A 23,932-nucleotide genomic window follows, 5' to 3' on the forward strand; every position below is an offset into this window, starting at 1 on the left:
TTTCTCCCCGTCCAAGGGGAGAAGGCATCCACACTGCCCGCATTGCCCCCCACTTCGCACTGCGCCCCGGAACCTCTCTGCGCCCGAGGCGCGAGCGCGATACCGGCGCCCTCCCCGTACCCGGAAAAAAAGAAAGGACACCGACCATGCGCATTTTCCCGTGGCTGCCCATCGTCGCGCTGCTGGCCCTGCCGAGCGCGGCGCATGCCGCCGAGCCGGACGCCGGCCGTGCATGGCTGGCGGGCGACCACCACGTGCACAGCGAATGGAGCGTGGACTGGGACCGTTCCACCTCCCCGCCCACGCCGATCCGCGGTGGCGACTCGCCCTACACGCGCACGCGCAACGCGCAGCAGGCGCTGGCCAACGGCCTGCGCTGGATGGTGCACACCGACCACGGTGGCCCCGGCCATTCCGCGGTCACCCGCGACCACGCCTGGCCCGCACTGCAGGAAGCGCGGCGGCAGGTGCCGTCGCTGATCCAGTTCAACGGCATGGAGTTCGACGTGCCAGCCGCCGAACACGCATCGCTGATCATCGCGCCCGGCCCCGACGAGCGCGACCAGCTGGTCGCCCTGGAACGCGACTTCAGCCGCAACGAGCCGCTTCCGCCCGCAACCCGCGACGACGGCGCGCAGATGCTGGCGGCGCTTGCCTACATGCGTACCTTGCCTTCGCCGCCGCTGATGTTCATCAACCATCCTTCGCGCACGGCCACCGGCGTGGGCCAGTGGGGCGAGGTGGAACCGGCAGAGCTGCGTGCATGGCACGACGCCGCGCCGCAGGTGCTTGCCGGCATGGAAGGCGCACCCGGCCACCAGGCCGCGCCACAGCACCGCGGGCTTTACCGCAATGCGGCCGCGCCCACCTTCGGCGGCTTCGACCAGATGACGGCGCTGGTGGGCGGCGTGTGGGATGCGCTGCTGGCGGAAGGGCGGCGTTTCTGGATCACTGCGACCTCCGACTCGCACGTCAATGTTCGCGACGGCGGCCGCGACTTCGACCCGGGCGAATACAGCAAGACGTACGTCTGGGCGCGCCACGATGCCACCGACGTGATGGACGGCCTGCGCTACGGCCGGATGTTCGCCGTGACCGGCGACCTGATCGATGCGCTGGAGCTGCGGGTGCACACCGTCGGCCGCGCCCCCCGCAGCGCCGGCATGGGCGGCACGCTGTCGGTGCCGGCGGGAACGCCCGTGCGGGTGGAACTGCGCGTGCGCCAGCCCACGCATTCCAATGCCGCCGGCCAGCGGCCCGCGCTGCACCATGTCGACCTGATCGTCGGACAGCCGGGTGTGCGGGACGCGCCGCGCATGCAGGTGAAGCGGTTCACGCCGGAGGACTGGAAAACCGATGGCCCGTGGCGTTCCGTCAGCTGGCAGATGCAGGTGCCGGCTGACGGTATGTTCGTCCGCGCACGCGGCAGCAACACGCCCGATGCCACGCCCCCCGCCGACATCCCCGACGAAGACCCGTGGCAGGACCTGTGGTTCTACGCCAATCCGGTGTTCGTGGAGGTGCCGCGCTGAAGCCTAGCGCGCGACCACGCGCGCATCGGACAGCCACGCGATCATCGTTTCCAGCGGCGCCGGTCGTGCGATGTGGAAGCCCTGTACGCTGTCCACGCCATGGCGCGCCAGCCAAGCGAGTTCCTCTGCGTCCTCGACCCCTTCGGCCACGATGCCAAGGCCCAGGCCGTGACCCAGTGCGATCAGTGCCTGGCAGATCGACGCGTTGCGCCCGTCCCGGTGCACCTGGTGCACGAAGCTGCGGTCGATCTTCAGGCAGTCGACGGACAGGTCGCGCAGGTAGGTCATGCTGGAGAAACCGGTGCCGAAGTCGTCGATCGATATGCCCACCCCGTCCTGCTGCAGTTCCTCCATCGCCGCCCGCGCCATCTCCGGGCGGCGCAGCATCGCGCTCTCGGTCAACTCCACGTGCATGGCCCCCCTGGGCAGACCGTACCGCTGGTGGACGTCCCTCAGGATCCGGGGAATGGTGCCGCAGATGAACTGCACGGCGGAGACATTCACCGCGATGGCAATGCCGGGAAACCCTGCCGCCGCCAACGCCTGGTGCGCCTGCGCCGCCTTGTCGATCACCCACTCCCCGATGGGAACGATAAGGCCTGCCTCTTCGCTCAGCGGAATGAAGCTGGCCGGCGATACGTAGCCGTCCGCGGTACGCCACCGCAACAGCGCTTCCGCCGCGATGACCACATCGTCGCCCAGGCGCTGGATCGGCTGGAAGAACAGTTCGAACTCCCCGTCCGGCAGTGCGCGGCGCAGGCGGTTGATGGTGGCCAGCCTCGCACTGGCCCGCTCGGCCATGCTGTCCGAGTAATGCATCGTCCCGCTGTTCTCCGCGCGTGCCTGCAGGGCGGCGAGCGATGCATGGCCGACGACCTCCTCGGCGCTCTGCCCCGGGAACTGCTGGAAGGCGATGCCGATCCACGCCTCCACGCGGTGATTGCCGCTGTCCGATTCCACCGTCTCGGAGAAGGCGGCCAACAGTTCGTCGACCAGGTCATTCCAGTCTTCCGCGCGGCGCGTTGCGGTCACGAAGGCATCCGCCGGCACATATGCCAGCGGGCCATGCCGACGCGCCACGCCCGCCAGGCGCTGTGCGATGCCCTGGATCATCGCGTCCCGCGTCTGCCGCCCCAGGGTAGGCGAGACGAACTCGAGATCACGCAGCTGCACGTAGGCGACGGCATAGGTCACGTCGCCAACGGGCACCTCGGGTTGCGCGTCCATCTGTTCGGCAAAGGTACGAAGGTTGAGCAGGCCGGTCGTCTCGTCATGCGCCGCGCGCCATGCCAGTTCCCTTTCGTACGCCACGCGTTCGCTCACGTCCTCCGCCAGCACCAGCCGCGCATCGCGCCCGCTGAAGCGGATGCTGCTGCTGTGCACACGCACATGCATGCGCGTTCCATCGCGACGCACGTGCACCCAGACGCGCGACGCATCACGCGGTTCCTCGACCTGGTTGACGGCCTCCAGTACGGCTTGCACGTCATCGGCGGGGCGTATCTGCAGGATGGTCATCTGCAGGAATTCCTCGCGCGAGTAACCATAGCGATGGACCGCCGCCTTGTTGACCGCCATGAACCGCAGGGATTCGATGTCGAAGACCCAGAACGGCAGGGGATTCAGGTCGAACAACTCGCGGAACTGGGCCTCTGCCCCGGCCAACGCCTCCTGCCGTGCCATGCGCTCGGTAATGTCGACGATGGTGCCGGTCATCCGCGGCGCACCCTCGTCATCCTGCACCAATGCCCCCCGCGCGCTGATCCAGCGGCTTTCGCCGTCCGGCAGGGTGATGCGGTATTCCGAGTGGAAAGGCTGTCCGCTGGACCAGGCCTGCCCGAACTCGTGCTCCACCCGCGGCCTGTCCGACGGATGCATGCGCAGGAAGAACTCCGCCAGCGGCAGCATGCCCGCCACCGGTTCGAAACCGAACAGGTCGGCCGCATGCGCCGAGGCCCGGACATGCTGGGCACCCTGCTCCATCGCCCATACGCCCGCGCGGGACGCTTCCTGGGCCTTGCTGAGCCAGTCGGCGTGATGCCGCAGTTCGTCATGCGCCTTGCGGCGCGCGGCTTCGGCGAGCGACATCCGCCGCATCAGGTAGAACATGCCCAGCCAGTACAGCATCAGCAGGCACCCTGCGATGACGGCGTAACGCCACCAGGGCATCAATGCTTCCTGCTTGGAAAGGCCGGCGGCCACGATGAAGGGGTAGCGGCTGGTCGAGGTGAAGCTGGCGAAGCGTTCAATGCCATCCAGCCGGCTCACCAGCACCTGCTGCACCGTCGCGCCCTTCGCCAGGCCGGCGGGCAACGGCACCTGCCTGCCCACGTAGCCACCGCCGCTGCCCTCACGCGCCAGTACCACGCCCTCGCGGTCGAGGATGCCGGCGCTTCCCTGTTCACCAATGTCCAGCCCCCGCAGCATGCTTTGCAGCTCGGACGTGCGTAGCCGTGCCACCAGCCAGTTGCCTTCGGGCGTGCGCCACATCAGCGGGATGACCGGCTGCGCCCTCCCCTGTTGCTGCAGGCGACCGACCCTCAGCATGCCGGTGCCGGCCGTGTCGGGAGGGGCGAAGACCGCTTCGTCTTGCCCGCTGGTTCCCGTGCCACGATGCACCACGCTTCCATCGGCGTCGTACAGATCGATGTCCTGCAATTCGGCATGCCGCGAGACGACGCCGCGGATCGCGCCGGGCAGATCCCAGCGGCTGCTTCCGGGAAAGTCGGCCACGTAGCCATCCGCCTCCATCGCCATACCGCGCAGGGCGCGTTCGAGGTTGCGGATCTCGTAATGCAGCAGGCGGTCAACGCCGATCGCCACCGCCATGCTCTGGCGTTGTGCCGCCTCCATGCGCACGTTGCGGTCCTGGATGGTGGCCAGGATGAGGCCGACGCTGATGAACAGGCCCAGGCAGGTACCGATCCAGCGCACGGTGGCGGTGGAGGCGGCGGTGACCCGCGACAGGGTGGCTTTCATGAAGTGGTCATCCAACCCGTCCCCTGCATGCCACCGACCTGCCGAGTATGCGCAACCCGCCGCGACGACGCCATGAAGGCGCCTGGCGGCGCAGGGGCGCGCAACGCGCAGGTGCACACCGTGATCCGCTGGTCTTCATGCCGGCAGATCGCGTGAGGGCCGGGGCGCGGCGGCGGCCTGCGCAACGGCCAGGTGGAAGCGGTTGCGTCCCTGCTGTTTCGCGCGGTAGAGGGCTTCATCGGCCGTGGCAAGCAGGTCGTCCTCATCGACCGGCGACAGCGCGAAGGCGATGCCGATGCTCGTGGTGAGCAGCAGCGTGCTGGCACCGATGTTCATCGGTGCGTGGGTGGCTGCCAGGATGCGCTGCGCCAACTGCTCGATCGACGGCACCGAGAGATCGCCATCCAGGAGGATGACGAATTCGTCCCCGCCCAGGCGCACCACCAGTCCTTTCCCGTCCTCCGCCAGCTGCTGGAGTCGCTGCGCGAAGCATCGGATCACACCGTCGCCGGTTGCATGTCCATGCGTGTCGTTCACGTCCTTGAAATGATCCAGGTCGAGGAAGAACAGGGCGATCGCACCGCTGCCGCGCTTCAGGCGGGCAAGCGCGAGCGCGAGCCGCCGCTCCAGCTGGCGACGATTGGCCACGCCGGTCAGTGCATCGACCAGACTCAGGCGCTCCAGTTCAAGCCGGCTGGCCTCCAGCGCCTGCTCGGCGGCGACGCGCTTGCTGATGTTCCGGCCGGACAGGATGAGGTCGGCCGGCACGGAAGGATCGGCACCGGGCGCGGAGCGCATGACCACCTCCACCCACAGGTACTTGCCGTCGCGGTGCCGGATGCGGAAACGATGGGTCTGCGGAAGACCCGACGCCACCACTTCCAGCATGGCCTGTCGTTGCCCCTCGCGGTCGTCGGGATGCATCAGGTCCCAGCGCGAGCCAAGCATCTCGTCCGGCGACCAGCCCAGCATCTCGCGGGCGGATGGCGATACGTAGGTGCGTTCGCCCGACGGATTCAGGCGGACCACCAGGTCGCCTGAGAAATCCGCCAGCAGGCGATAGCGTTGTTCGCTGTCCCGCACACGCGCCGACAGCCGGTCGCGTTCAGCCATCGCCAGCACCACCGGGATGGTCAGCAAACATCCGCCCGCCAGATAGAGCTGCAGCAACACGATGGCCCACGCGTAGTGGGAGGCGGCAATCTCCGCAAGCGGTCCGCGCCCGGCCGTGGTGAACGCCACGCCGATCACCGCCAGCAGCGTCACGCCGACGGCAACACCGGCGAACCGGTGGCGGAACGCGCCCAGCAGCAAGGGCGGATAGGTCAGGAAAAGCAACGGGTACTGCATGCTGAAGACGGCCAGGCCCAGCATCGCGATGAGTCCCATGCCGAGGATGAAGCGGGTACGCCGCCCCTGGGGTGCCAGGGCGCGCAGTCCTTCGACGTGCAGCACGAGCGCGGCCGTGCCGACAATCACCATGCCGAGCACGTGCGCGCCATACCAGGTGGCAAACGCCATGCCGAACGCGGCATCCAGGACGTAGCGCGCCACCTGCGCGGCCAGCAACCCCGACACGCCGCAGGCGACCAGCGTGCTGGCCGTCGCCACGCCACCCAGGTGTATCCAGCGGCGCGGGTCGCGGATATTCGGAACCTCACGGCGTATGGAATACGCCACGACGAGCACCTCGATCAGGTGGCACACGGACAACGCCGTTGCGAGCGGGAGCGGCGTGCCGGCCACCCACTGCCCCGCCACGTCGGCGGCTGCGCCTACCGCGCAATACACACCCCAGGTGGCGGTGGGCCGCACGAGCAGCCATGCGCAGAGGATGCCGCCGGAAATCCACATCGCCGACAGTTCGCCCGGCCGCCCCGCCCACGAAATCGACAGCCATGCACCGGCTGCCACCAGGATGGCAACCAAGGCCAGATCCGCTCCCCTGCGCGCGTGCTCCTGCATGGACACATCCAGGTCCCGTCAGCGTCGTGCTCGGATGATAGTGAGGCGGGCGGTGTAAGTGCCACGTGCAGGCGCACACGCATGACCGACGCGCATCATGCTGCAGCGCAGCGTCAGACGAAGATGTCGCGCTTCACGCCCACGTTCGCACGTCGAACACGATGCAGTCAGCGATCAGCGGGAGGACACCCGCAACACCTCTGTTGCATGCACGTGCGCGCATGCTCCCGATCACTGCACGCTTCACGTGCGCCGCCAGAGGGGAACGCATGGCCGCCGACAGACCAGGCCATGGCGATTCACCGGCGATATCGACGTGGATACGCTTCTTGGATCAGATGTCCTGCCTGCCGCGCCGCGCCGCGGGGTGGAGTGAGCGCGCGCGATGGCGCGGCGTCTACTTCTTCAGGCCTGCGGCGACTTCCCGCACACTGAGTCCCAGTTCAAGCTGCAGGCGCACATATTCGCGCTCCTTGCGCGACAGCTTGCGACCCATCTGGATGCGTACATCCTCCGCCTCCAGGATGCGCAGGATCCTCGGCATGGCCGAGCCGATGGCGTCCGCGTCATACCCCGCCTCGCGCAGAGCGGCATCCAGAAGGGCTTCGGTATCCATGGTGCGTCCAGATCTGTTCGAGGTGCGGCATTGTGCACCAGCGGTACGCGGCAGGGTTGAACGACGTGAGGCCAGGCACCGCCAGCGTCGCGATGCATCCCTGGGCGCTTTGCAGCCTCATTCCTCCGCCAACCGACTCGGCCCGCTTCACACGGCGTGACTGCGTTTCCGGAACTGCGCCGCCTTATGCCGATTGCCGCATTGGGCCATGCTGCACCAGCGGCGCTTGTGCGACTTGGTGCGGTCGTAGAACCACAGGATGCAGTCCGGGTGTTCGCACTGCCTGACCAGGGCGAAGTCAGCCTCCACCAGCAGTCGGGCCGCGGCCTCCGCCACAGGTCCGAGCAGGGACGCGGCGCCATCGCCCCGTCCGACGCGGGTCAACAGGAGCCCGCCAGCGTCATCCCGCCGCAGAAGCGGGGACGTCGGGTAGGCCTGCAGATAGTGATTGAGGCCATCGACGGCCACCGGGCCGCCGGCCTTGCGTGTGGAGATCGCCTCCCTCACCGCGGCCCTCAGTTCGCGGCCACGCAACAGCAGATCCGTCGGAACCTCTCCACGCGCATGCCCGGTCACGACGCCCTGCCGCACCAGCCATTGGCGCACATCCTCGTCCGTGGCCCAGTAATCCACTGTCTGGCCGTGGTTCCGGGCCTCGGTATTGAGCAGGTCCAATGCCAGGTGGTCGCCCACCTGCGGGGCTTCGGACGTGCCGGCGCTTTCCCGCGGCGTCATGATGTTCATCAAAGTAACCACAAAAATAACTATTGACAGGTTATCACAGTCGGCGCAGACTGCGCCAACGTAACCTGTAATATCAATTTAAAAAGGTTACTCGTTTTGCGTTTCCCCCTACTGCGAGAACCCGTCATGAGCCTCAAAAGCCTTCTCCTCGCTGCCGCCACGCTGGGCAGCGCCCTCCCGGCAGTGGCCACCGAGCCCGCCACGCAGGTCCACTACCGCACCGCCGACATTCAGGGCGTCAGCGTCTTCTACCGCGAGGCGGGACCCGCCGACGCGCCCGCGGTCCTCCTGCTCCACGGCTTCGGTGCCTCCTCGCACATGTTCCGGGAGCTGATTCCCGTCCTTGCGCAGCGCTACCGCGTCATCGCCCCCGATCTGCCGGGCTTTGGCCAGACGACGGTCAAGCCGGGCGTCGCGTTCCGCTATACGTTCGACAACGTGGCCTCGGTCATCGACGCCTTCACGGTCGAAAAGGGCCTCGATCGCTATGCGATCTACGTGTTCGACTACGGCGCGCCCGTGGGCTGGCGCCTGGCCGTGGCGAACCCGCAGAAGATCACCGCCATCGTCAGCCAGAACGGCAATGCCTACGAAGAAGGCTTGAGCGAAGGCTGGGCCGACATGCGCAAGGCCTGGGCGGCCCCTACCGCCGAGAACCGCGAAGCGCTGCGCCGCTTCAACACGCCCGACATGATCAAGTGGCAGTACACCGAAGGTGTCAGTGACACGTCGCTGATCGCGCCCGAGAGCTACCAGCTGGCCTCGGCAGCCATCGCGCGGATCGGGGTGGAACCGCAGATGGACCTGCTGCTGGACTACGGCAGCAACGTCCGGCAATACCCGCAGCTGCATGCCTTCTTCCGGAAGCACCAGCCGCCTACGCTGGCGATCTGGGGCAGGAACGACCCGTTCTTCATTCCCGCGGGCGCGGAAGCCTACACGCGCGACAACCCGAATGCCGAAGTGCGCTTCCTGGATACGGGCCACTTCGCCATCGAAACCCATGGTGGCGAGATCGCGGCGCGCATGCTCGAGTTCCTGGATCGCAGCATCAAGCGCTGAGCGTGGTTCGCAAGGGCGGACGTCCGACACGGATGTCCGCTTCGGCCCGCGAACGCAACCTGGATGACGCCACGCGCCTCAACACCCCATGGGCGGCAGGAACACCACCGTCGTGGCCTCCACCCATTTCCCCTCGCGCAATACCTCCACCTTCACCCGCACCGCGCTGATCGCGACGAACGGCGATACCCCGGACATCGCCGGCGACATCTGGCCTGAGGAGGTATGCCGCAGGCCATCCAGCCAGCTGCGCGCCTGCGATGGATCGCCCAGCTTGCGGGCGTGGGCGTGTACCGCCTGCTCCAGTTCGGCCGGCGTGTATTTCGGGAAGCACGCATGCTGTTCCGGCGAGGGCGTCGGCAGCACGAACGACACCGCATCGATGGCCTCGGCATCTTCCCAATCCGACACGCAGTGCTTCCAGTCGGTGAGGTCCAGGTGCGGGCCTTCCGCGCTCAAGCCCAGGCTGGTTTCGTACTGCACGCGCACGCGATAGGTTTCGCCCGCCGTGGCCGGCTGCAACTGCAGCGTGGCGCCATACACCTCGTCACCGAGTTCCAGCGGCACCGGCAATGACGGCGGCACCGCGCCTTCGCTCTGCCAGCCCGAAAACGAATGGTCCGAATCCGCGTGCGGCAAGACACGCAGGCCCGATAGCGACTGTGCCTGCGCCAGCAGCGGTGCACACAACAGCACCCAGCCCAGCAGAACCCACGCACGTGGCGGCTGGTTTATGCGTGATCCTTTCATCCCCTGCCCCCGTGCCGGAACTCCGACCTTCCCCCGTCGATGTTAACGCGGCGGGCAGTGCCTGGCCGCAGATGCCCGGCTTTGCCGTGTGGTCAAGGACACCCGGCACCCGCGCGAGCGCGGCCCCATCCTTCGGCACGCGTGCGGACCGCATCAAAGGGGCATAACGGGTCCGGGCCGCCTGCATCCCCTTCCGCCACCCGAGGACACCATGAAAGCCGTCACCGTCCTGCTGGGTACCGTCGGGTTGCTTGTTCCTGCCATTGCATGCGCCGCCGAACCGGTGATCCGCCTCTATCCCGCCGGCCAGGTCTGGGCCTACGAGCTGGAAGCGGCGCGCGGCCTGCACAGCGCGGTCATCCAGAACACCGCCGTGATCAACCTGTCCGTCAACGACCTGACCGTGGAAACCGTGCGCTTCGACGTGCTGCGCGACCATGACGTGGTGCTGTCCCGGACACTGCACACGGCCGACCTGGACCGCGCGGCGAAGACCGGCAGTGCGCTGAAGGCGTCCGGCATGCTGGACGTGCTGGATTTCCAGTTCGCCCCGGCGAAACTGCTGGCCGGCGCGTCGGACCTGGCCCCCGCGCGCACGCTGGCGCCCGGGCAGGCGCTGTACATCCCGGTGCAGGTGCTCGCGTTCGCAGGCAAGCCGCAGCAGGTGCGGATCACCGTGGATTACGCCGGCACCGCCGCGGATACGCGCACCACGGTGCCGTTGCGGTTCGGTGCGGTGGAAGCCCGCTTCCTGCTGCCACTGCAGGGGCGTTGGGTGGCCGGTGCCGGCTCGACGCTGCACAGCCACCATCGCTGGGCCGTGCCGGAAGAGTTCGCGTTCGATTTCGTTCGCTATGGCGCCTCGGGCGGCACTTACGCGGGCGATGGCGCCAAGGTCACCGACTACTACGCGTACGGCGCGCCGGTGCTCGCCTCCGCCGATGGCGAGGTGGTGGCATCCGTGGACACGATGCCCGACAGCACCGACGCGATGCGCCGAGCCGGCGAGGCGCTGGTCGACTACCAGCAGCGGCTGGTCGCGCAACAGGGCGAACGGCTCGCGGCCGGCGCGGGAACACTGGCCGGCAATCACGTGGTCATCCGCCATGGCGAGGCGCTCTATTCGGTCTATGGCCACCTGAAGCCCGGCAGCGTGGGCGTGGCGGTGGGCCAGAAGGTGGTGGCAGGCCAAGCGATCGGTGCCGTCGGCACGTCGGGCAATTCGACGGAACCGCACCTGCACTTCCATGTATGCGATGCACCGGATCCGCTGAAGTGCGTGGGCATGCCGGTGCGGTTCGAGAACATCGAGATCCCGTTCTCGGAAACGCCGCGCCAGGTACAGAGCGGCGACATGATCGAAACGCTGCCGCCGCCGCGCTGAGCATGATCGATGGCACGCATGCCGATGCCGACGGTAAACGTCGGGAGAGGCAGCTGGCGTGACGAGGGCTGCTGGCCCGATGGCCCCGGAACTCCCGGGGCGGCGCTTACATGGTGTGCGTGGGCTTTTCGCCGCTGAGGCTGCCGGCCAGCAGGGTTTCGATCTTGTTCTTCACGGCTTCGCCTTCGCTGCTGTCGGCGAACTGCACGCCGATGCCGGCGGTACGGTTGCCCTGCGCGCCGACCGGCGTCACCCAGACCACCTTCCCGGCGACCGGCAGGCGTTCGCTGGAATCCGGCAGCGTCAGCAGCAGGAAGACCTCGTCACCCAGGAAATACCGCTTGGGCGTGGGCACGAAGATGCCGCCATTGCGCATGTAGGGCATGTAGGCGTTGTACAGCGCGGTCTTGTCCTTGACCGCCAGTGACAGGATGCCCTGCCGATTGCCTGCTGCTGCATTCATCCCGCATCTCCGATCAGTTGCGGCGCGCTCCGACAGCACGCCCGCGTTCCGCGCCGGCCCAGGCCAGCAACAGTTCCACCATGGCCAGGTCACCGCGCACCGTGGTCCGCATCAGGTCGCGGGTACGGTTGGCGGCATCGAACCAGGCGGCCAGCTTGTTCAATCGCGCCGGATCGGTCAAGCCGACCGTGCCGGCATGTGCCAGCACCACATCCGCAGCGTGACGCAGTCGTGCATCGGCCAGTTCGTCGTTGGCCCAGCGCTGCGCGGTTTCCACCACGCCGATCTCGCCCTTCTCCAGACGTTGCAAGTCGCGTGCCACGGCATCACGCAGTGCGAGCCCGTCGCTGCGCAGCCATTCGTCGGCCAGCCCCGGATGACCGCGCGCGGCCTCCAGCGCCTGCGCGGCATCGGCGGCGGCATGACCTTGCGCACGCAACCACGCCAGCGCCTCGTCATGCGGCGGCAGGCGGAACTCCAGCCGCTGGCAGCGGCTGCGGATGGTGGCCGGCAGCCGCGCGGGCTGTGCGCTGATCAGCCAGAGGTAACGGCCCGGCGATGGTTCTTCCAGCGTCTTCAGCAGGGCGTTGCAGGCAGACCGGTTGATGGCGTCGGCCGGATCGATGATGGCCACCTGCGCGCCGCCATACTGCGGCGTCAGTGAGAGCTTCTGCGACACCTCGCGGATCTGGTCGATGACGATCTCGGTGCGCAGCTTGCTGCCATCCTTGGTGGCGACGAAGGAGATGATCTGCAGGTCGGGATGCGTGCCGGCGTCGATCAGGTGCGTGCTGCGGTCACCCGGCGCGGGTTCGCCATGCGCATCGCGTTGCTGCGCCAGCACGCGGCGCGCCAGCCGGTCGGCGACCGCGCGCTTGCCCAGGCCGTCCGGCCCGCAGATCAGCAGGCCATGGCCGAGGCGGTCGGCCTCGAGCGCTGCCACCGCATGGTCATAGGCGCGTTGCTGCCACGGCGAGAACGGGGCGCTGCTCATGCCAGGTCGCTGTCGGTCAGCGTGCCGAGGTAGGCCGACAAGGCATCCGTCACCGCGGCGCCTACGGCCACCGGCGGCTGGCTGGCGTCGATCAGGCGGAAGCGTCCCGGTTCGGCCAGCGCGCGGGCGCGGAAACCGGCGCGCACGCGTTCGAAGAAATCATCCTGCTCGCTTTCGATGCGGTCCGGCCACAGGTCGCGGCCGGCGGTGCGTGCGCGGCCTTCGCGCACGTCCAGGTCAAGCAGCAGGGTCAGCCCGGGCTTCAGGCCCACGGCGCGACGCTCGAGTGCGGCGATCCATTCGGCATCCAGGCCGCGGCCATGCCCCTGGTAGGCATAGCTGGAATCGGTGAAGCGGTCGCTGACGACGAAGGCGCCGCGTTGCAGCGCCGGGCGCAAGACCTGCCGCACGTGCTGCGCGCGCGAGGCGAACATCAGCAGCAGTTCGGTTTCCGGTGCCAGCGCTTCATCCCGCGGATCGAGCAGCAACTCGCGGATGCGTTCGGCCAGTGGCGTGCCGCCGGGCTCGCGCGTCAGCGCGACGTCGTGGCCACGGGCCTGCAGCAGTTCGCGCACGGCCGTGATCGCGCTGGTCTTGCCGGCGCCCTCGCCGCCTTCCAGCGTGATCAGGCGCGGATGGGTGAGCAGGGCTTCGGTCATTGCCGTGCCGCCTTGTCCAGCGTCTGCCGGCGCGTCACCAGGTATTTCGCCACCGCGGCGTTGTGCTCGGCCAGCGTGGCGGAGAACAGGTGTCGGCCACTGCCGTCACCGACGGCGACGAAGTACAGCGCATCACCATCGGCAGGATTCACGGCCGCCTTCAACGCATCCACGCCGGGCATGGCGATGGGCGTGGGCGTCAGCCCCTTGCGGGTGTAGGTGTTGTACGGGGTGTCGGTGGTCAGGTCGCGGCGGCGGATGTTGCCGTCGTAGCTGCTGCCGATGCCGTAGATGACGGTGGGGTCGGTCTGCAGCGGCATGCCGATCTTGAGGCGGCGCGCAAACACGCCGGCGATGGCCGGGCGTTCTTCGGCGATGCCGGTCTCTTTCTCTATGATCGAGGCGAGGATCAGGGCTTCTTCCGCCGACTGCAGCGGAATGCCGGCCGCACGGTCTTCCCAGGCGGCGGTCATCGCCTTCTCCATCGCGGCATGGGCGCGCTTGAGCACGTCCAGGTCGGATTCGCTGCGCGTGTAGACATAGGTCTCGGGCAGGAAGCGGCCTTCCGGGTGCTGGCCGGGGTGGCCGAGTGCGGCCATCAGTTCGGCATCGCTCATCTGCGCGGTCTTCTGCTGCAGCGGCGTGGCATTGCGCAGCGCGACGCGCACCTGGCGGATGTTCCAGCCTTCGACCAGGGTGAAGCGGTACTGCAGCGTGCGGCCTTCGCGCATCCGCTGCAGCAGCTCGCGCGGCGTGAGCTCGGGAGCCAGCGCGTATTCACCGACCTTCAGCTGGCTGGCGGTGTTGGTCTCGCGGGCCAGCAGGCGCCATTGCAGATCGCTGCCGTGCGACACGCCCTGCTCGCGCAGCTTGCGCAGCACGGTGGGAAAGGCGTCGCCGCTGGCGACTTCCAGGGTGGCGTCGGCGCTGACGCCACCGATGGCGGTGTCGGCGAAGCCGCGATGACCCTGCCACAGCCAGAACGCCGCACCGGCCGCCAGGGCCAGTAGCAGGAAGAAGGTGATGACGATGAAGCGGCAACCGCGCTTGAGACCAGACGCCACGCAATCCTCGGTAGGTGAAGCAGGCCGTGCAGGATACCCGGTCGCCGTCTCAGGCTGTAGGCACGGCCGGCGGGCGGCGCGCGCCTTCGGCCTGGATCAGTCGGCCAGTGCCTTCAGCACCCCGCGGGCCTTGGCGCGGGTCTCGTCGAGTTCCTTGTCCGGCAGGGAGTCGGCGACGATGCCGGCCCCGGTACGGAAGCGGGCCACGCTGCCTGCCCCATCGGCCAGGACCTCGGCGCTGCGGATCAGGATGTTCAGGTCCAGGTCGCCATCGCGGTTCAGCCAGCCGAAGGCGCCGGTGTAGGCGCCGCGCGGAGTCCGTTCAAGCTCCGCGATGATCTGCATGCAGCGCACCTTGGGGCAGCCGGTGATGGTGCCGCCGGGGAACGTGGCGCGGATGACGTCACCGGGCGTGGCGTCGGCGCGCAGGTGGCCGCGCACGTTGCTGACGATGTGGTGCACGTGGGCGTAGCTTTCCACGGTCATCAGTTCATCCACCTGCACGCTGCCGGGCAGGCAGACGCGGCCGAGGTCGTTGCGCTCCAGGTCGATCAGCATGACGTGCTCGGCGCGCTCCTTCGGGTGGCCGACCAGCTCGCGGATGCGGGCGGCATCGTCGTCGCCTTCGAAACGGGGGCGCGTGCCGGCGATGGGCCGGGTCTCGACCACGTCCCCGCGCACCGATACCAGCCGCTCGGGTGAGGAACTGACCACGGTCCAGTCCGGCGTGGCGAACAGGCCGGCGAAAGGCGCGGGATTGGCGGTACGCAGGCGCGCGTACAGCGCGGCGGGATCCAGCGGCGAATCGAAGCGGGCGTGCCAGGCACGCGACAGGTTGACCTGGAAGATGTCGCCCGCGCGCAGGTACTCGAGGATGTGCTGTACGCCGTCGGTGAAGCGCTGCGGTTCGTCTTCATCGATGCGTGCCGGAGGCTGCCACGCGGGCAACGCCGGCTGCTGCGCGGCCTGCGCGACATGGTCCGCAATCCCGGCGATCAACGCACCCTGCCCTGCTTCCGCCACCACCACGCAGTCGCCGGTGCTGCGATCCCGCAGCACGGCGGCAGGACAGCGAAGGGCCAGCGCGACGGGTTGCGTGGCGGGGGCTTGCGGGAGTTGCAGGACCGGTTCGACCTGCTGCGCCAGTTCGTACGCCAGCAGCAGTGCCCAGCCGCCGCGGAACGGCCAGCGCGGTTCTTCGCGCGGCGTGCGCTGCGCCTGCCAGTGGCGATCGAGCACGGCGAGGAAATCGCCGGCTTCCACGTTGCCCTGCAGGTCGCGGGTGACACCGTCGGCATCCAGGCGCAGCCCGGTGCCATCGGCCACCAGCAGGAAATCCCACCGTCCCTGCGCGGTACCGGACGCGACGGATTCCAGCAGCACGGGATAGCGCTGCGGATCCCGTCGATGCAGGGCCAGCAGGTCGGTGTCGGAAGGCAGCGCGCGGGTTTCGATCATGGACTCGTCATCCCGGCGCAGGCCGGGACCCAGTGACGTGCTGTGCGGATGAAGCGTAAGACGCCGGGCCCCGGCTTGCGCCGGGGTGACGTCGATCCTGCAGATCCAAGGGATCAGATCCGCTTGAACACCAGCGTGCCGTTGGTGCCGCCGAAGCCGAAGCCGTTCGACACGGCCACGTCGATCTTCTTCTGGCGCGCGGTGTGCGGCACGTAGTCGAGGTCGCAGCCTTCGCCCGGTTCGTCCAGGTTGATGGTCGGCGGGATGATGCCGTGGTGGATGGCCAGCACGGAGAAGATGGCTTCCGCGCCGCCCGCCGCACCCAGCAGGTGGCCGGTCATCGACTTGGTGGAGCTGACCATGATCTTGTACGCGTGGTCGCCCAGCGCGCGCTTCATGGCCAGCGTCTCGGCCAGGTCGCCGAGCGGCGTGGACGTGCCGTGCGCGTTGAGGTATTCGACCTGGTCGGGATTGAGGCCGGCATCCTTCAACGCGGACACCAGGCAGCGGGCCGGCCCTTCGCCGTTTTCGCTGGGGGCGGTCATGTGGTGCGCATCGGAGCTGGAACCGAAGCCGGCCAGTTCCGCATAGATGCGCGCGCCACGCGCCTTGGCGTGTTCGTACTCTTCCAGGATCAGCACGCCGGCGCCATCGCCCAGCACGAAGCCGTCGCGGTCCTTGTCCCAGGGGCGCGAGGCCTTGGTCGGCGCGTCGTTGCGGGTGGACATGGCCTTCATCGAGCAGAAGCCGGCCATCGAGGTCGGCGACGAGCCCAGCTCGGCGCCGCCGGCGACCATAACGTCGGCATCGCCGTACTGGATGGCACGCATCGCGACGCCGATGGAATGGTTGGAGGTGGCACAGGCCGAGACCACGGAGAAGCTGGGGCCCTTGATGCCTTTCAGGATCGACAGCTGGCCGGGCAGCATGTTGATGATGGTGCTGGGCACATAGAACGGCGAGACCTTGCGCGGGCCGCCTTCGTGCAGCTTGATGGTCTGTTCTTCGATGCCATGGATGCCACCGATGCCCGAACCAACGATGGCACCGATGCGCTCGGCATTGGCTTCGGTGATCTCCAGGCCGGAATCGTCCAGCGCCATGAACGACGCGGCGATGCCGTAGTGGATGAACGGATCCATCTTCTTCGCGTCCTTCGGCGACACGAAGGTGGCGGGATCGAAGTTGCGGATCTCGCCCGCGATCTGGGTGGTGTACGCGGAGGCATCGAAGGACTCGACCGGACCGATGCCCGAGCGCCCGTTGACGATGCCGTCCCAACTGGTGGCCATGTCATTGCCCAGGGGCGAAACCAGCCCCATACCGGTAACGACGACGCGACGACGCTGGCTCATAGCGGACTCCTGTGGATCTTTGCTGCCGCCGTGCGCAGTACGCAGGCGGATGGGGGCCGAATACGCGCGGGGCCGCATGCGCGGCCCCGACACGGTTTACTGCAGTCGCCGGAATTACGCCTTGACGTGTGCCTTGACGTAGTCGATGGCCTGCTGCACCGAAGTGATCTTCTCGGCTTCCTCGTCCGGAATTTCGCACTCGAACTCTTCTTCCAGCGCCATCACCAGTTCAACGGTATCCAGCGAGTCGGCGCCCAGGTCATCGACGAACGATGCGCTGGTGGTGACTTCTTCTTCCTTAACGCCGAGTTGTTCGACGACGATTTTCTTGACGCGTTCTTCGATGCTGCTCATGGATTCGCTCCAGACGGAGATTGGGTGACTTGTAGGAGATTGCCACGGTGGATCAATGGCAAACCGGTGGATAGTGTAGTGGAAACCGCCGGTGACGGGCAGGCCTCGCCAATCACCATTGAATCAAAGACTTACAGCGGCTTCCTGATACGACTTGCTTACGGCATGTACATGCCGCCATTGACGTGCAGGGTTTCGCCGGTGATGTAGCTGGCGGCCGGGCTGGCCAGGAACGCCACCGCATGCGCGATGTCGGCCGGCTCGCCCAGGCGTCCCAGTGCGATCTGCTGTGCCAGCGCCTGCCTGGATTCTTCCGGCAGGTCCTTGGTCATGTCGGTGGCGATGAAGCCCGGCGCCACGACGTTCACGGTGACACCGCGGCTGCCGATTTCCTTCGCCAGCGACTTGGAGAACGCGATGATGCCGGCCTTGGCAGCCGCGTAGTTGGCCTGCCCCGCATTGCCGGTGACGCCAACGACCGAGGCGATGTTGATGATGCGCCCCTTGCGCGCCTTCATCATGCCGCGCATCACGGCCTTGGACGTGCGGAACACGCTGGTGAGGTTGGTGTCCAGGATGGCCTGCCAGTCCTCGTCCTTCATGCGCATCAGCAGGTTGTCGCGGGTGATGCCGGCATTGTTGACCAGGATGGAGATGGGGCCGAACTCCTTGGCGATGCTTTCGATCAGGGCGTCGACCGCGGCCGCATCGGTGACGTTGAGTTCGCGGCCATGGCCGCCGTTCGCCGCCAGGCGTTCACCGATGGCCTGCGCGCCGGAAGCGGTGGTCGCGGTGCCGATGACGATGGCGCCCTGGGCGGCCAGTTCGTCGGCGATGGCGGCTCCGATGCCGCGGCTGGCGCCGGTGACTAGCGCGATCTCGCCCTGCAGTGGCTTGCTCATGGAATGTCCTTCAAGGAGATGGGAATGGGGTGATGCCGCGACGTCAGGACCAGTCGGCGCGCGCGCCTTCGAAATCACCCACGCCGCCCAGCGCACGCGCATCCAGCGACTTGTCGATGCGCTTCACCAGGCCGGCGAGCACCTTGCCGGGGCCGCACTCGGCGATGCGCGTGGCACCGTTGCCGGCGAGCACCTGCACGCATTCTGTCCAGCGCACCGGCAGGTAGAGCTGGCGCACCAGTGCGTCACGGATGGCGTCGACGTCGCCGTGCACTTTCGCGTCGACATTCTGCACCACCGGCAACGAAGGGGCGCTCCACGACAGGCCGGCCATCACTTCGGCCAGGCGATTGGCCGCCTCGCGCATCAGCGGCGTATGCGACGGCACGCTGACGGCCAGTTTCACCACCTTGCGCACACCGCGTTCGGTGAGCAGCGCGATCGCGCGATCCACCGCCTCGGTGTCGCCACCGATGACGATCTGGCCGGGCGAATTGAAGTTGGCGGGAACCACGACCTTGCTGCCCGAGGCTTCCACGCACACGTCGGCGACGAGCGCGTCTTCGGCACCCAGCACGGCGGCCATCGCGCCGACGCCCTGTGGCGCGGCATCCTGCATCAGCTGGCCGCGCAAGCGGACCAGGTGCGCACCGTCCTTCAATGACAGGGCGCCTGCCGCGACCAGCGCGGTGTATTCGCCCAGGCTGTGGCCTGCCAGCTGCACGGGCTGCGCGCCACCCTGCTGTTGCCAGGCGCGCCACACGGCGATGCCGGCGGCGAGCAGCGCGGGCTGCGTGTATTCGGTGCGGTTGAGCATCTCTTCCGGACCGCCCTGCGACAGCGCCCACAGGTCGACGCCGGCACCCTCGGAGGCTTCCGCGAACGTGGCGCGCACGACCGGGTGCAGTTCAGACAGTTCGGCCAGCATGCCGACCGATTGCGAACCCTGGCCGGGGAAGACGAAGGCAAGTTGCGTGGCGGTCACTCGGATACCCGGCAAGAAAAACGAGCGGCGATGATACGGGCGAACATCCGGGATTGTCTGTACCGGGGCGTATGCCGCCGTGAACGCGGTGCGTGCCTGCGCATCACGCATGCCAATGGAATCCGTTGCACCGGAAACAGGAAAGGCGAGGCCTCCCGGCCCCGCCTTCCGCACATCGTCCTGCAGTGGATCGGCGATCAGTAACGCAGCAGCACCGAACCCCAGGTGAAACCGCCACCGAAAGCTTCCAGCAGCAGAAGTTGGCCGCGCTGTACGCGCCCGGAACGTACCGCGGTGTCCAGCGCCAGCGGCACCGAGCCGGATGACGTGTTGCCATGCTTGTCGACGGTGACGATCACCTGGTCCATCGACATGTCCAGCCGCTTGGCGGTGGCTTCGATGATGCGCAGGTTGGCCTGGTGCGGAATCAGCCAGTTGAGGTCGTGCTTGTCCAGCCCGTTGGCTTCGAGCGTTTCATCGACGACGGAGTCCAGCGCCTTGACGGCGTACTTGAACACGTCGTTGCCCTTCATGTTGATGCGGATGCCGTTGTTGGGCTCGTCGGGCTTGAAGCCGGCCGAAATGCCCACCGGATTCCACAACAGCTCTTTCTTGCTGCCGTCGGCATGCAGGTGCGTGCTCAGGATGCCCGTTTCGCTGTCGGCCTTGAGCACGGCGGCACCGGCGCCGTCGCCGAACAGCACGCAGGTGGTGCGTTCGGTCCAGTCGACGATGCGGCTGAGGGTTTCCGTGCCGATGACCAGCGCGGTCTTGGCGTCACCGCAGCGGATGAACTTGTCGGCCACGCTGAGTGCGTAGATGAAGCCCGAGCAGGCGGCGTTGACGTCCAGCGCCGCGCAGCCGCCCGCACCCAGCCGCGCCTGGATCAGGCAGGCCGTGGACGGGAAGATGAGGTCGGGCGTGGTGGTGCCCACCACGATGAGGTCGATTTCCGACGCATCGACGCCCGCGGCTTCGAGCGCGCGGACGGCGGCGTGGTAACCCAGGTCGCCGGCGGTCTCGCCTTCGGCGGCAATGTGGCGCTCACGGATACCGGTACGGGACTGGATCCATTCGTCGCTGGTATCCACCAGCTTGGACAGATCCTCGTTGGTCAGCACCTTCTCGGGCAGGTAGCTGCCTGTTCCGGCGATGCGCGCAAAAATGCGCCCCTTGTTACCCGGCTCGCTCATGCACGCTCCCATTGCTGGCCCCGGACGGGGCCCTGGTTGTCATTGACCCTGCGGATGGCGCGCCACAAGGGCGCGCCGCACGGATCAATCTTCCTCGACCTGCGTGGTCTTGGTGGCGATGACCTTCTTGCCGCGGTAGTAACCATCGGCCGTCACGTGGTGGCGCAGGTGGATCTCGCCAGTGGTGGGGTCGGTGGACAGCTGCTTGGCGGTCAGGGCGTCATGCGAACGACGCTGACCACGGCGGGACGGGGTGACGCGGGATTTCTGCACAGCCATGGGATTGCTCCAGCTTTAAACTTGTAATGAACTGATCTTGAAATGAACCTTCCGGTTCGTCTTGCCAGACCGCCTGGGCGGCTAGTTCTTCTTCAGCGAGGTCAGCGCCGCGAACGGGCTGGCCTTGGCCAATTCTTCTTCCTGCGCCGGCCATTCGCGTTCGACCGCGTCCGACCCCGGCGCCACCGCCACCACAGGCACGGCGAGGACCAGTTCGTCCTCCACCAGCTCGACGGCGCGCAGCATGCCATCCTCCGGCACCAGCAGCGCCTCGTAGCCGGGCGGGAGCGCGGATTCCTCCGCCTCGTCCCGCACCAGGCCCAGTCGCTGGGTGATGCTGACCGGCAACACGAACCGCTGCAGGCTGCGCTGGCAGACCAGCGGCAGGCCGGCATCGATCTGCAGCTCGACGTAGGGCACCTGCAGCGCATCCCGATCAAACTCGATCGTGTAGCGCACTTCGCCCTCGGCATCGACCAGAAGGCCCTGCAGGCGCGTCATGGCGGACAACGGCAGGCGACCTTCGAAACTGCGCCGGGCCGCGACCATGCGCCAAGCATCCAACATCTCGGGCGTATTCGCGGACATAAGCCGCTGAATGTTAAGGAGTGAACGCCGAGCTGTCAAACGGATTCAAGGCCGCAGGATGCTTGCCCGCCGTCCCCGTACCCGGCAGACTCCCCGCCCCTGCCCCGCCCGACCCCCTGACGATGCCCCTGCTGCTTGCCTCCACCTCCCGTTACCGCCGCGAACTGCTGGAACGCCTGCGCCTGCCGTTCCATATCGCGCGTCCGGACGTGGACGAGACGCCGCATCCCGACGAAACCATCCCTGCCCTGGCGGCCCGCCTGGCCCGGGCCAAGGCCGGGGCCATCGCCCAGCAGCAGCCGGAGGCCTGGGTGATCGGTTCGGACCAGGCGGCGGAGCTGGACGGCCAACCGCTGGGCAAGCCCGGCCAGCGCGATGCCGCCATCGCCCAGCTGACGGCCATGTCGGGGCGCGAGGTGCATTTTCACACGGCGGTCTGCCTGCTGCGCGAGGGGCAGGTGCTGGAGGCGCTGGACACCACGACGGTCCGTTTCCGGACCCTGACCGCGGGCGAAATCGAGCGTTACGTGGACGCCGAGCAGCCGTTCGACTGCGCGGGCAGCTTCAAGGCCGAAGGCCTGGGCATCGCGCTTTTCGAGGCCATCGAGTCGACGGATCCGTCCGCGCTGGTCGGCCTGCCGCTGATCGCCCTGGCCCGGATGCTGCGCGAGGCCGGGTTCGAGCTGCCCTGAGCGGCTACTCCAGCACGACCACCTGCTCGGCCCACTGCTCCACGCTGCCATCACCACCGGTGATGCGCAGCCCCAGCCAATGACGCCCGGCATCCCACCCGCCGGCATCGACCTCCGCCCTGAACTGGACCCGCGGCATGCGCGGATCGCGTGAGCCGTGCTTCAGGAAACCGCGCAGCCAATCATTCGCGCCGGCGTCCTCCGCCTGTGCAACGACCCGGCCGTCCAGCGTTACCTCCACCTTGCGCACGCCGGCCACGTCCTTGACTGCCCAGCCACTGACGGTAAAACGCCTGGCCACGCGCGCGCCGATCACGGGCGCGTCGATGTTGGCCACGACGGGCGTGATGCAGTCGCCCTCTTCAGGCTCCGCAGGCAACGCGAACAGCAGGAAACGTCGCGCGCCATGGTCGATGTTGACGACCTCGGCGGACGGCAGCGGACCGACGACACGACACAGCTGCTGGTAGTGCGCGAGCAGCGCACTGAACTTCACGTCTGTCGCACCCACCACCAGCAATGCGGGTGTCGTGCGCCGGCCATCGTGCTGCAATTTCCACAGCTGCAGTTGCGGGGCACGCCCGTGCTTGTGGTTGAGGGGATGGTCCAGCACCGGGATGCCGGCATCGCCCAGCGCGAAGCCCAGCGCTGCCCCGGTCTTGAAGCTGTCGGCGATCACCACCGTGTCTTCGGGCAAACGGGCACGCGCGCGTCGCACTTCCGTTGCCAGGCGGTCCCAGCCCGAGAAGTTGGAGGGGTAGTACTTGTCGCCGGCGAGCTGCGCACGGACAGCCGGCATCGACACCGCCAGGTAATACCCCAGCATCAGCAACGCACCCGCGCCGGCCAGGCCCCACGCGGCCCGGCGTGCGACCGTTGACCATTCGCGCAACAGCAGCGGCACGACGGCGAGCAATGCCAGGTAGCCCGGCAGCGGCCAGTGGAAACTGACACGCTCGTTGTCCGCGAAGAAGCCAAGCGCGAAAAACCCGAACGTGGATATCGCGCCGAGCAGCGCGAAATAACGCCACTGTGGCAACGACACGCCGCCGCCACGCAACCCGCGCACCGAGACCTGCAGCATCGCCCAGAACAGCAGCGGCGTCGCCATCGCGGCCTGGATCAACACGAAGCGGAAACCATCCACATGGAACGCCCACGGGTGACGGTCCAGCAACTGGAAGCGCAGGCCGGCGTCGGCATACTCCAGGTTCCAGGCCAGCAACGGGGCCCAGGCGGCGATGCCCGCCGCCAGCGCCACCCACACCCGCGCATCACGCAATACCGCACGGCCCTGCGGCAACCACAGCAGCGCCAGCAGGCCGACGCCGATCACCCCGACGAAGCGGTAATGACTCAGCGCCCCGATCACCAGACCCAGCGCCAGCTCGGCCGCCGACATCGCATCCACCTGGCGCAGCAGGCGCGCGCCCGCATCGGCGCACAGCACCGTCGCCACCGCCATCGGCACGTCCGGCAGCGCCAGCAGGCCCAGGGTGCCCGACAGCGGCATCAGCACGACCAGCATGCCCGCCTGCCATCCCATCGTGGCGCCGAACCAATGAGCCGAGGTACGCACCACCAGCCAGGGCAGCGCTGCCGCCAGCAGCAGGAACGGCGCGCGCAATGCGAGGACATGGTCGCCGCCCACGACGGTGCCGAGGCGGGTCAGCCATGCCGTCAATCCCGGCAGGTCAGAGTACGCCGCCGCCAGGTGCCGTCCTTCCTGCCAGTAGAACGCCTCATCGACGAACAGCGGCAGGCGCGCGGCAACCACGACCTTGATCACGGTTGCCACTGCCCATAGTGCGATGAACCATTGCCTGGCGCGTTGTTCGTCCTGCATCTCGCTACACTTCCCTGGAAACCGATATGCCAACCGAGAGCGCGATGTCTGCCATTCCCAGCACCCGA

The 23,932-nt window shown here is 67.7% G+C and carries 22 protein-coding genes; 4 read left to right on the forward strand and 18 right to left on the reverse strand.

Features of this window, described 5'->3' with window-relative positions; genetic code table 11:
• Positions 1-146 precede the first annotated feature (146 nt).
• The gene (locus OVA13_RS06740; RefSeq protein WP_267793016.1) at positions 147-1,532 is read left to right on the forward strand and encodes a CehA/McbA family metallohydrolase domain-containing protein; all 1,386 of its coding nucleotides are present in this window, start codon (positions 147-149) and stop codon (positions 1,530-1,532) included.
• A gap of 3 nt (positions 1,533-1,535) precedes the next feature.
• Here OVA13_RS06740 and OVA13_RS06745 read toward each other — a convergent pair whose 3' ends face one another.
• From OVA13_RS06745 to OVA13_RS06760, 4 genes are all read right to left on the reverse strand, one after another.
• Positions 1,536-4,511 (reverse strand): bifunctional diguanylate cyclase/phosphodiesterase, encoded by a 2,976-nt coding sequence (locus tag OVA13_RS06745; RefSeq protein WP_267793017.1) that lies wholly within the window; start codon positions 4,509-4,511, stop codon positions 1,536-1,538.
• A gap of 135 nt (positions 4,512-4,646) precedes the next feature.
• On the reverse strand, positions 4,647-6,440 hold the full coding sequence (locus OVA13_RS06750; protein WP_267793018.1) for a diguanylate cyclase domain-containing protein: 1,794 nt from the start codon (positions 6,438-6,440) through the stop codon (positions 4,647-4,649).
• Positions 6,441-6,873: 433 nt separating this feature from the next.
• Positions 6,874-7,092 (reverse strand): polyprenyl synthetase, encoded by a 219-nt coding sequence (locus OVA13_RS06755; protein ID WP_267793019.1) that lies wholly within the window; start codon positions 7,090-7,092, stop codon positions 6,874-6,876.
• Positions 7,093-7,239: 147 nt separating this feature from the next.
• On the reverse strand, positions 7,240-7,836 hold the full coding sequence (locus OVA13_RS06760) for a CGNR zinc finger domain-containing protein (RefSeq protein ID WP_267793020.1): 597 nt from the start codon (positions 7,834-7,836) through the stop codon (positions 7,240-7,242).
• A gap of 126 nt (positions 7,837-7,962) precedes the next feature.
• Between OVA13_RS06760 and OVA13_RS06765 the strand changes: the two genes are divergently transcribed.
• Positions 7,963-8,898 carry an alpha/beta fold hydrolase gene (locus OVA13_RS06765; protein ID WP_267793021.1) on the forward strand — a complete coding sequence of 312 codons (936 nt, stop codon included), beginning with the start codon at positions 7,963-7,965 and terminating at the stop codon, positions 8,896-8,898.
• 78 nt (positions 8,899-8,976) lie between these two features.
• Here OVA13_RS06765 and OVA13_RS06770 read toward each other — a convergent pair whose 3' ends face one another.
• Positions 8,977-9,648, reverse strand: coding sequence for a hypothetical protein (locus OVA13_RS06770; RefSeq protein WP_267793022.1), 672 nt, complete (start codon positions 9,646-9,648; stop codon positions 8,977-8,979).
• Between the two features lie 211 nt (positions 9,649-9,859).
• On the opposite strand from OVA13_RS06770, the gene OVA13_RS06775 reads away from it, so the two are divergent.
• On the forward strand, positions 9,860-11,032 hold the full coding sequence (locus OVA13_RS06775) for a M23 family metallopeptidase (RefSeq protein ID WP_267793023.1): 1,173 nt from the start codon (positions 9,860-9,862) through the stop codon (positions 11,030-11,032).
• A 106-nt stretch (positions 11,033-11,138) separates the two neighbouring features.
• Here the strand turns inward: OVA13_RS06775 and OVA13_RS06780 are convergent, their stop codons facing one another.
• From OVA13_RS06780 to OVA13_RS06835, 12 genes are all read right to left on the reverse strand, one after another.
• Positions 11,139-11,495 carry a PilZ domain-containing protein gene (locus tag OVA13_RS06780; protein WP_267793025.1) on the reverse strand — a complete coding sequence of 119 codons (357 nt, stop codon included), beginning with the start codon at positions 11,493-11,495 and terminating at the stop codon, positions 11,139-11,141.
• A 13-nt stretch (positions 11,496-11,508) separates the two neighbouring features.
• Positions 11,509-12,489, reverse strand: a complete 981-nt coding sequence (locus OVA13_RS06785) for a DNA polymerase III subunit delta' (RefSeq protein WP_267793027.1) — start codon at positions 12,487-12,489, stop codon at positions 11,509-11,511.
• Complete coding sequence (gene tmk / locus OVA13_RS06790) at positions 12,486-13,148, reverse strand: dTMP kinase (RefSeq protein WP_267793029.1); 663 nt, start codon at positions 13,146-13,148, stop codon at positions 12,486-12,488. The genes OVA13_RS06785 and tmk overlap by 4 nt, the downstream gene beginning before the upstream one ends.
• Positions 13,145-14,212, reverse strand: a complete 1,068-nt coding sequence (mltG, locus tag OVA13_RS06795; RefSeq protein ID WP_267793030.1) for an endolytic transglycosylase MltG — start codon at positions 14,210-14,212, stop codon at positions 13,145-13,147. Before mltG ends, tmk begins: the two co-directional genes overlap by 4 nt.
• Positions 14,213-14,308: 96 nt before the next feature.
• Entirely contained in the window at positions 14,309-15,670 is a 1,362-nt protein-coding gene (locus OVA13_RS06800; protein WP_267793031.1) for an aminodeoxychorismate synthase component I, read from the reverse strand.
• A gap of 113 nt (positions 15,671-15,783) precedes the next feature.
• Positions 15,784-17,025: a beta-ketoacyl-ACP synthase II gene (gene fabF / locus OVA13_RS06805; RefSeq protein WP_267793032.1), complete on the reverse strand. Its 1,242-nt coding sequence runs from the start codon at positions 17,023-17,025 to the stop codon at positions 15,784-15,786.
• Between the two features lie 114 nt (positions 17,026-17,139).
• Entirely contained in the window at positions 17,140-17,379 is a 240-nt protein-coding gene (gene acpP / locus OVA13_RS06810) for an acyl carrier protein (RefSeq protein ID WP_014161144.1), read from the reverse strand.
• 158 nt (positions 17,380-17,537) lie between these two features.
• Complete coding sequence (gene fabG, locus OVA13_RS06815) at positions 17,538-18,281, reverse strand: 3-oxoacyl-ACP reductase FabG (RefSeq protein WP_267793034.1); 744 nt, start codon at positions 18,279-18,281, stop codon at positions 17,538-17,540.
• Between the two features lie 43 nt (positions 18,282-18,324).
• Entirely contained in the window at positions 18,325-19,266 is a 942-nt protein-coding gene (fabD, locus tag OVA13_RS06820; protein ID WP_267793035.1) for an ACP S-malonyltransferase, read from the reverse strand.
• Positions 19,267-19,463: 197 nt separating this feature from the next.
• Entirely contained in the window at positions 19,464-20,459 is a 996-nt protein-coding gene (locus OVA13_RS06825) for a beta-ketoacyl-ACP synthase III (RefSeq protein WP_267793036.1), read from the reverse strand.
• Positions 20,460-20,543: 84 nt separating this feature from the next.
• A complete protein-coding gene (gene rpmF, locus OVA13_RS06830) occupies positions 20,544-20,738 on the reverse strand; it encodes a 50S ribosomal protein L32 (protein WP_267793037.1) in 195 nt (64 codons plus the stop codon).
• Between the two features lie 81 nt (positions 20,739-20,819).
• Entirely contained in the window at positions 20,820-21,326 is a 507-nt protein-coding gene (locus OVA13_RS06835) for a YceD family protein (protein ID WP_267793038.1), read from the reverse strand.
• Positions 21,327-21,448: 122 nt separating this feature from the next.
• On the opposite strand from OVA13_RS06835, the gene OVA13_RS06840 reads away from it, so the two are divergent.
• Complete coding sequence (locus tag OVA13_RS06840; protein ID WP_267793039.1) at positions 21,449-22,018, forward strand: Maf family protein; 570 nt, start codon at positions 21,449-21,451, stop codon at positions 22,016-22,018.
• Between the two features lie 4 nt (positions 22,019-22,022).
• Here the strand turns inward: OVA13_RS06840 and OVA13_RS06845 are convergent, their stop codons facing one another.
• A complete protein-coding gene (locus OVA13_RS06845; RefSeq protein WP_267793040.1) occupies positions 22,023-23,864 on the reverse strand; it encodes an ArnT family glycosyltransferase in 1,842 nt (613 codons plus the stop codon).
• Positions 23,865-23,932 lie beyond the last annotated feature (68 nt).

The sequence above is a fragment of the Pseudoxanthomonas sp. SL93 genome, assembly GCF_026625825.1.
GTDB lineage: Bacteria > Pseudomonadota > Gammaproteobacteria > Xanthomonadales > Xanthomonadaceae > Pseudoxanthomonas_A.

Bases quoted from the DNA above. Each gene is read 5' to 3' on its own strand.
- OVA13_RS06765 (WP_267793021.1), top strand. From the start codon at position 7,963: ATGAGCCTCAAAAGCCTTCTCCTCGCTGCCGCCACGCTGGGCAGCGCC.
- acpP (WP_014161144.1), bottom strand. From the start codon at position 17,379: ATGAGCAGCATCGAAGAACGCGTCAAGAAAATCGTCGTCGAACAACTC.
- OVA13_RS06785 (WP_267793027.1), bottom strand. From the start codon at position 12,489: ATGAGCAGCGCCCCGTTCTCGCCGTGGCAGCAACGCGCCTATGACCAT.
- OVA13_RS06840 (WP_267793039.1), top strand. From the start codon at position 21,449: ATGCCCCTGCTGCTTGCCTCCACCTCCCGTTACCGCCGCGAACTGCTG.
- OVA13_RS06740 (WP_267793016.1), top strand. From the start codon at position 147: ATGCGCATTTTCCCGTGGCTGCCCATCGTCGCGCTGCTGGCCCTGCCG.
- OVA13_RS06835 (WP_267793038.1), bottom strand. From the start codon at position 21,326: ATGTCCGCGAATACGCCCGAGATGTTGGATGCTTGGCGCATGGTCGCG.
- OVA13_RS06800 (WP_267793031.1), bottom strand. From the start codon at position 15,670: ATGATCGAAACCCGCGCGCTGCCTTCCGACACCGACCTGCTGGCCCTG.
- tmk (WP_267793029.1), bottom strand. From the start codon at position 13,148: ATGACCGAAGCCCTGCTCACCCATCCGCGCCTGATCACGCTGGAAGGC.
- OVA13_RS06845 (WP_267793040.1), bottom strand. From the start codon at position 23,864: ATGCAGGACGAACAACGCGCCAGGCAATGGTTCATCGCACTATGGGCA.
- fabF (WP_267793032.1), bottom strand. From the start codon at position 17,025: ATGAGCCAGCGTCGTCGCGTCGTCGTTACCGGTATGGGGCTGGTTTCG.
- fabG (WP_267793034.1), bottom strand. From the start codon at position 18,281: ATGAGCAAGCCACTGCAGGGCGAGATCGCGCTAGTCACCGGCGCCAGC.
- OVA13_RS06770 (WP_267793022.1), bottom strand. From the start codon at position 9,648: ATGAAAGGATCACGCATAAACCAGCCGCCACGTGCGTGGGTTCTGCTG.
- OVA13_RS06775 (WP_267793023.1), top strand. From the start codon at position 9,860: ATGAAAGCCGTCACCGTCCTGCTGGGTACCGTCGGGTTGCTTGTTCCT.
- OVA13_RS06760 (WP_267793020.1), bottom strand. From the start codon at position 7,836: ATGAACATCATGACGCCGCGGGAAAGCGCCGGCACGTCCGAAGCCCCG.
- OVA13_RS06825 (WP_267793036.1), bottom strand. From the start codon at position 20,459: ATGAGCGAGCCGGGTAACAAGGGGCGCATTTTTGCGCGCATCGCCGGA.
- OVA13_RS06745 (WP_267793017.1), bottom strand. From the start codon at position 4,511: ATGAAAGCCACCCTGTCGCGGGTCACCGCCGCCTCCACCGCCACCGTG.
- OVA13_RS06780 (WP_267793025.1), bottom strand. From the start codon at position 11,495: ATGAATGCAGCAGCAGGCAATCGGCAGGGCATCCTGTCACTGGCGGTC.
- rpmF (WP_267793037.1), bottom strand. From the start codon at position 20,738: ATGGCTGTGCAGAAATCCCGCGTCACCCCGTCCCGCCGTGGTCAGCGT.
- OVA13_RS06755 (WP_267793019.1), bottom strand. From the start codon at position 7,092: ATGGATACCGAAGCCCTTCTGGATGCCGCTCTGCGCGAGGCGGGGTAT.